Origin of the sequence: Treponema sp. (assembly GCF_052169735.1) — a bacterium.
In the GTDB taxonomy this organism is placed as follows: Bacteria; Spirochaetota; Spirochaetia; order Treponematales; family Treponemataceae; genus Treponema.
Genome location: NZ_JBQNBW010000034.1, coordinates 22,972 through 29,742, shown reverse-complemented (window position 1 = coordinate 29,742; position 6,771 = coordinate 22,972). Strand labels below are relative to the sequence as shown.

Annotated in this window: 5 protein-coding genes; 3 read left to right on the top strand and 2 right to left on the bottom strand. The window is 41.5% G+C overall.

The window, feature by feature from the left end; translation table 11 throughout:
• The first annotated feature begins 127 nt into the window (after window positions 1-127).
• The 3 genes from ACTTJ8_RS07045 to ACTTJ8_RS07035 all read left to right on the top strand — a co-directional run bounded on the left by ACTTJ8_RS07045 (window position 128) and on the right by ACTTJ8_RS07035 (window position 4,100).
• A complete protein-coding gene (locus ACTTJ8_RS07045) occupies window positions 128-1,834 on the top strand; it encodes a DUF5312 domain-containing protein (RefSeq protein WP_442719579.1) in 1,707 nt (568 codons plus the stop codon).
• 195 nt (window positions 1,835-2,029) lie between these two features.
• Window positions 2,030-2,848 carry a CheR family methyltransferase gene (locus ACTTJ8_RS07040; RefSeq protein ID WP_442716721.1) on the top strand — a complete coding sequence of 273 codons (819 nt, stop codon included), beginning with the start codon at window positions 2,030-2,032 and terminating at the stop codon, window positions 2,846-2,848.
• Window positions 2,849-2,909: 61 nt separating this feature from the next.
• Window positions 2,910-4,100, top strand: a complete 1,191-nt coding sequence (locus tag ACTTJ8_RS07035) for a protein-glutamate methylesterase/protein-glutamine glutaminase (protein WP_442719580.1) — start codon at window positions 2,910-2,912, stop codon at window positions 4,098-4,100.
• A 135-nt stretch (window positions 4,101-4,235) separates the two neighbouring features.
• Here the strand turns inward: ACTTJ8_RS07035 and gltA are convergent, their stop codons facing one another.
• The gene (gene gltA, locus ACTTJ8_RS07030; protein WP_442716719.1) at window positions 4,236-5,747 is read right to left on the bottom strand and encodes an NADPH-dependent glutamate synthase; all 1,512 of its coding nucleotides are present in this window, start codon (window positions 5,745-5,747) and stop codon (window positions 4,236-4,238) included.
• A 27-nt stretch (window positions 5,748-5,774) separates the two neighbouring features.
• The gene (locus tag ACTTJ8_RS07025; protein WP_442716723.1) at window positions 5,775-6,608 is read right to left on the bottom strand and encodes a sulfide/dihydroorotate dehydrogenase-like FAD/NAD-binding protein; all 834 of its coding nucleotides are present in this window, start codon (window positions 6,606-6,608) and stop codon (window positions 5,775-5,777) included.
• Window positions 6,609-6,771: the final 163 nt, after the last annotated feature.

Here is a 6,771-nt window from a genome sequence, read left to right as displayed (position 1 = left end):
GAGGTTCTTGTGTTTGTCGTCTCCTTGCTGCACTCTGCTTACCGTTCATGCGTTCTTTGTTCTTTTACATGCTTTATTTTTGCTTAGCCTATAGTTTTTTTTATAAAGGTTGTATATAATTAAAGTTATGAATCCTCAATATTCAACTTTTGATAAGCTGGTTGATTCTCTTTCGACAGAGGAAGCTCAGATGATGCTTTCAAATATTGCCGATAGTATGAAGATGTCGGCAGATATTCAAACTGATTCTCAGCAGGAACCTCTTTTGATGGGCGGACAAGTTAAAAAAGAGGCTCGGATAAGTGATGAGCCGTTTTTTATTCGTTTTTTTCTTCGTCTGAAATCGTTTTTTAAATCTATACCTATTGAAACTATATATGAGGAAGAACTTATCCGGCGAATTGGGAAAGATTTGCAACGTAACTATAAGCAATATATAAATATCAAACTAAATGTTTTTACCGATGCATTTTATGAGTTGTTGCGTGAGTTGCGGAAAACTCAACTGTTTTTTACTTCTCTTTTATCCGCCTATGATAGTGATAAGGGAGATTTTTATTTATTAGCAAGTTCCTTTGTCGCTCCTGATGTTTATGCAAAATTAATGTATAATACCGATCCTTTTAGTGCTGCAGCAGGTTCTGATGCAACTACTAATTTACGAGCTGATTTTTTAAAAAAAATAGATGATACATTTTCACTCATGACTGCTGACTATAAAACTACAATGTATCAGGCTGCAAATGCGATTGAATGGATGCGGCATTTTTGTGACCTTGCTATTGATAAAGCTGTGCTTAAGTTTATGCAGGATGTCTCGGCTGCACATACTTGTTCTGTGTATTTAATTGCTACTGAGCTCGATATGCTGGCATCAGTGTTAGGTGTATCAAAGCCTATTCCTGATGTTGTATTACAAACGCTCTTTTTATTGTCAAAACAAGATAGACTAAATGATAAACAGCTGAATCTTTCTCAAGAATCTGTTGAATTTATTTCGCAAGCTTCTCATGCGCTGGAAGCGATAAAAGGATTTTCTGTGAAAGTTCCAATACTTGATTTGGCTCGCTATGCCTCAAAATCTATCCATTGGCAAGCACAGCAGCTTGAAGCCGGTGAAAATTGGTTTCAGCTTTTTAAAGCTGCGTGGAAAAAACGCTTTAATGAGCGGTGGCAACTCTGGGCTGCTGAACAAAAGCGTCTTCATTTAAAGCAGGAGATGTTGAGCTTGCTAAAACAGGAGCAGTTAGCATCACTGATGTATAAGCCATGGGAGAATGTATGGCTGACGTTACACTTCAGACGTGAATTTTCACTGAGTTTCCTTTCTTCATTTTTCTCAACACTCTATCCTGAAACATTGCAGCCGGTTTTAAAAACGCTCTTGATGGAAGGTAATTTTTATCGTCGGGAAAATCTTGCAGAATACACTAATGCTTTTACTGTATTGGAAAAACAGCACAGTAGTATTGCTACCTTTGAATCCCGATTGTCGCCCGAAGGGGAAATAGGCGCTTCTTTTATCGAATTAACAGAGAGAACTGCAGCAACGCTTAAAAGTAAGAATGGACTCGAAACATTGATGAAGAACACTGAAACGGATGCTAAGCAAATTATTGCATCTTCGCTGGGCACTCTTAAAACATTGATTGCTCTTTTGAATGGATTTATCGAAGGTAATAAAAATAGTATATATGCTCCGCTTCTGAACTGGACTATTATCCAGGGACCTCATAATATAGAATTTAGAGCACAGGTAGAGAACGTGAAGAATATATTGCAAAAGACTGTTGTATTGCTTTCTGAGGCTGAGAAGATAGAGGTTGATTTTTAAAGTGTTTTATGCCTATGGCTGGTAGATAATTATGTCGATACCTATAATATGTAATAGTTTATACTAACAGAGAGCTTTGATGTAATCAAACTCTGTGTGTTTATAGGTTATAAGTTAATAAAAAGGTGCGAATGATAGGAAAAATTTGCTTGACAAAAGTATACAGCAACATATACTCTAATAGGGGGATGCTATATGGCAGAGTTTCTTAGTGACCATAATTTTGACCGTTTTAAAGATTTAATATATAATGAAAGCGGTATTACCTTTTCTGTAACTAACCGTTCTATTTTGGAGAGCCGTCTGAAAGATCGATTGCGCGAGAATAAGATGGACGATATTGATCAGTATTATAAGATTTTAACTTCAAATAAGGAAGAACTAAAAATTATGTTGGATTCGGTTACTACCAATCTGACCCGCTTTTTTAGAAATCAGCCTCATTTTGATGCCTTGATCAATTATGTTATTCCTGCGATTGTTAAAATAAAGCAGGGGCTCGGACAAAAACAAATTCATATTTGGAGTGCCGGCTGTTCCACAGGGGAAGAACCCTATACCATTGCGATGGTAATGAAGCGGCATTTGCCGGCAGGTTATACTGCGGATATTTTAGCTTCCGACCTTTCATTTAAGTCTCTGTTTGTTGGAAAACAGGGATTTTATCCTGACAGCCGAGTCGTGGGAATTCCTGATGATTATCTTGCACAATATCTCACAAAACAAGGCAATGGTTATCAAATGAATCCTGAGATTATGCAAATGGTTAAATTTGATTATCATAATTTAAAACATGATGCAAACAGGAATAATATAGATATTCTGTTTTGCCGAAATGTTATTATTTATTTTGATGAGGCGGCGCAGCAAGGGGTGATTAACCGTTTTTGGGATGCGATGGCGCCTCATTCGTTTCTCTTTATTGGGCATTCGGAATCGTTATTTGGTATGGATACAAAGTTTGAGTTCTTGAAGACAGAATGGGCTTGTTTGTATCAAAAAAATGTAAAATAGAGTTCTAACGATGGAACTATATATGGGAAAGGACAGATAGACTTTTGATATATCTAATGAAATGCGGGAGGTTGATTTAATTATGGATGATATAAAAGTTTTGATAGTTGATGACTCTGCCTTGATGCGCAGTTTAATTGGAAAAATAGTAGATGCTGCTCCAGGATTAGTTGTCGCTGATAAAGCGATGAATGGTCGGTTTGCTTTGCAAAAGCTTGAACGTGTGCAGCCTGATATTATTGTACTTGATCTTGAAATGCCGGAAATGAATGGAATTGAGTTTCTGCGTGAGCGGAAAAAGCTCAAGATCGACATTCCTGTGATTGTTCTTTCCAGTATTGCAAAAGAAGGCGCTCGTGTTACGATGGACTGTTTGGAACTTGGTGCGAGTGATTTTGTTACAAAGCCTTCAGGTTCTGAATCGGCAAACTTAGCTACGGTTGCTGCACAGTTGGTAGAGTTTTTACAAGCTTATGGTAAGCAATATCAAATGAAGAAAGGCTCTACCACAGCATCAAAGCCTGCAAGCAGCTTTGCTCAGAATTATACGCATACAGCTACTGCGTCACGGACACCTAGTTCTGCTGCTGTAAGCTCTACCGTATCCTCAGGATCGGTATTCGGGAGCGCTCCGGCGACGGGCGCTAAGCCGGCACAGATGCGCCAGCCTGGAAAACTTGAAATTATTGCTATCGGTATTTCAACTGGAGGACCGAACGCATTACGTGAGGTCTTTGCGGAATTGGATCCAAAATTGCCGCAGCCGATAGTGGTGGTTCAACACATGCCTCCCGGATTCACTTATGAATTTGCCAACAGCTTGAATAAAATATGCCCATTGGAAGTGAAGGAAGCTCAAGAAGGGGATTTGGTGAAACCCGGACGTATTCTTATTGCGCAGGGAGGTAAACACCTTGTAGTTGAAAAGAAACCGCTGGGGGTTATCGCTCATATTTCGGATGCCCCGCCGCAAAGCGGACACCGCCCGAGTGCAGATGTCTTATTTGCTTCTGTAGCAGATCAGTTCCAGAATAGAGCACTCGGTATTATTATGACCGGTATGGGAAAAGACGGCGCAGCGAGTCTTACACGGCTGTATCAGGAGGGATCTCGTACTATTGGACAAGATGAAGCCTCTGCCATTGTGTATGGTATGCCGCGCGTTGCTTTCGAAATGGGCGGTGTTATGGAGCAGGTTTCTTTAAGTAATATGGCATCGGTTATCAACAAGTACGGAAGAGAATTTGCATAGACTTATTTATTGCTTTGTGCTAATAACAAACGCCGATTAATCCTAGGATGGATTGATCGGCGTTTTGCTTTATAACTGCCATGAAAAAGAGTAAACCTTATCATACCGGCAGTCATTGTTTTTCTATAAGGTATCTTATAATTTTGCGAGATATTCGTTCATACTCGCAGCTGCTTTGCGTCCTTCACCCATTGCAAGGATAACGGTTGCGGCACCAAGTACGATATCACCGCCGGACCATACAGCTGGAATACTTGTCTTTTGCTGATCATCAACAATGATATTTCCGCTCTTTTTTACCTCAAGCCCTTCAGTTGTTTTTGCCATCAAAGGATTAGAACTATTGCCGAGCGCTACAATTACGGTATCAACAGGAATTTGGTGTTCGGTACCCGGAATAGCAACAGGACTGCGCCGTCCTGACTCATCAGGTTCTCCAAGTTCGTAATTTAATACTTCAACAGCACAAACTTTTCCATCTTGATCGCCGATGAACCGTGTTGGATTTTGCAAAAAGAGAAATTCTACGCCTTCTTCTTCTGCATGGGCTATTTCTTCTGCACGGGCGGGCATTTCTTTACGGGTTCGCCGATAAATACAGTATACTTTTTCTGCACCGAGGCGGTATCCCATACGGGCAGCATCCATTGCAACGTTTCCGCCGCCGATAACAGCAACGATTTTTGCCGGATATAGCGGGGTGTCAGCCTTATCCTCTTGATATGCCTTCATAAGGTTTGCACGTGTTAAATACTCGTTTGCACTGAAAACACCGATGAGGTTTTCTCCTTCGATATTCATAAACTTGGGTAAACCAGCTCCGGTACCGATAAAAGCGGCATCAAAACCTTGTTCTTTTAAAAGTTGCTCCAATGTTGCTGTTCGTCCTACTAAAAAGTTGGTTTCAAATTTAACTCCCATCTTTTTAAGGTTTTCTACTTCTTTTGCAACGATGGATTTAGGAAGACGGAATTCTGGAATACCGTATACCATAACACCGCCGGTTTTGTGAAATGCTTCAAATACCGTTACTGCATGTCCGGCACGGCGGACATCAGCCGCAACTGCAAGCCCCGCCGGTCCTGAGCCGATAATAGCAACCTTTTTACCTGTGTCAGGAGCAATCGGCGGTATGGTGGTTTTATCATTATTACGTTCCCAGTCGGCAACAAAGCGCTCAAGTCTGCCAATAGCAACAGCCTTATCAACCGACTTGTGCATTTTGCCTACAGTACATACGGATTGACACTGCTTTTCTTGCGGGCATACCCGTCCGCAAATGGCAGGCAGAAGATTGGTTGTTTTAATGGTATCGACCGCAGCCTTAAAATCTCCTTTTTGGATACAGGTGATAAACTCCGGAATTGGAATTCCAACCGGGCAGCCGTTTACACAGGGACGATTTTTACAGTTTAAGCATCGCGCTGCTTCGATTTTAGCTTGTTCATCGGTATATCCGATTGCAACTTCATCCATGAGCCGTGCCCGTGCATGGGGTTCAAGCACCGGCATCTCTTGCATCGGGATATCCCTCCGGTCTTTCATGGTTAATTCTTTATCTTTTAGCGTATCCCATAAAACCTTTGCTTTGTTTGCAAGTTCTTCACGGGGGATATATGTGTGTTGTGTATTATTTTCGGTTTCCATTTCATACTCCTTGGTGATTATTTTTATTTATTGTAAGCCGATTCTGCACACATGCCGGTCGTGATCTTCTCGCGGTTTAAAGGCTTTCATCCGCATCATCATATTATCAAAATCAACCTTATGACCGTCAAATTCCGGACCATCAACGCATACAAACTTTGTCTGTCCATCAACGGTAACACGGCAGCCGCCGCACATTCCGGTACCGTCAATCATAATCGTGTTTAAAGATACAACGGTATGGATATTGTATGGACGGGTTGTTGCGGCGCAGAACTTCATCATTATCGGCGGCCCAATAGCAATAACCTCTTGAGGGGGAGCGGCACTCTCGCAAATCTCTTTTAAAGGCTCTGTAACGAGGGCTTTTCGTCCGTAGCTGCCGTCATCAGTTACAATGATCAGTTCATCGGCAATTTTCCGCATTTCTTCTTCAAAGATGACGAGCTCTTTTGTGCGTCCTCCGATGATGATAATCACCTCATTGCCTGCGTGCTTGTATGCTTGCGCAATCGGGTGGAGGGGGGCTGTTCCAATTCCGCCGCCGACACAAACAACTTTCCCCAGCTTTTCGATATGGGTCGGATTTCCCAGCGGACCAAGAATGACAGCAATAGCGTCGCCGACATTCTTTTGACAAAGCTTAATGGTGGTTGCTCCGACAGCTTGGACGACAAGCGCGATCCATCCTTCTTGCGGGTTTGCATCCGCGATTGTCAGAGGTACCCGTTCGCCAAAATCAACATCAAGCTGAATAATAACAAACTGACCTGCTTTCCGCTGCCGTGCAATTTCCGGCGCTGCAACGCGTAAGTAAAAGACTTCTTTTGAGAATTGTTTCTTCTCTAAAATAGTGTGAATCATTATACCTCTTCGTACTCTAAGAAAATTTGGCAAATCTATCTAGTTCTATTAGATAAAAAACCGCCTATATTCTATCTATATCGAGTTGAAATATCAATATGCTGCTTTCGGTATCAGGGATTTCCCATTATAACGACTGCAATGCCCACTCGCATCCTTT

Bases quoted from the DNA above. Each gene is read 5' to 3' on its own strand.
- ACTTJ8_RS07045 (WP_442719579.1), top strand. From the start codon at position 128: ATGAATCCTCAATATTCAACTTTTGATAAGCTGGTTGATTCTCTTTCG.
- gltA (WP_442716719.1), bottom strand. From the start codon at position 5,747: ATGGAAACCGAAAATAATACACAACACACATATATCCCCCGTGAAGAA.
- ACTTJ8_RS07040 (WP_442716721.1), top strand. From the start codon at position 2,030: ATGGCAGAGTTTCTTAGTGACCATAATTTTGACCGTTTTAAAGATTTA.
- ACTTJ8_RS07035 (WP_442719580.1), top strand. From the start codon at position 2,910: ATGCGGGAGGTTGATTTAATTATGGATGATATAAAAGTTTTGATAGTT.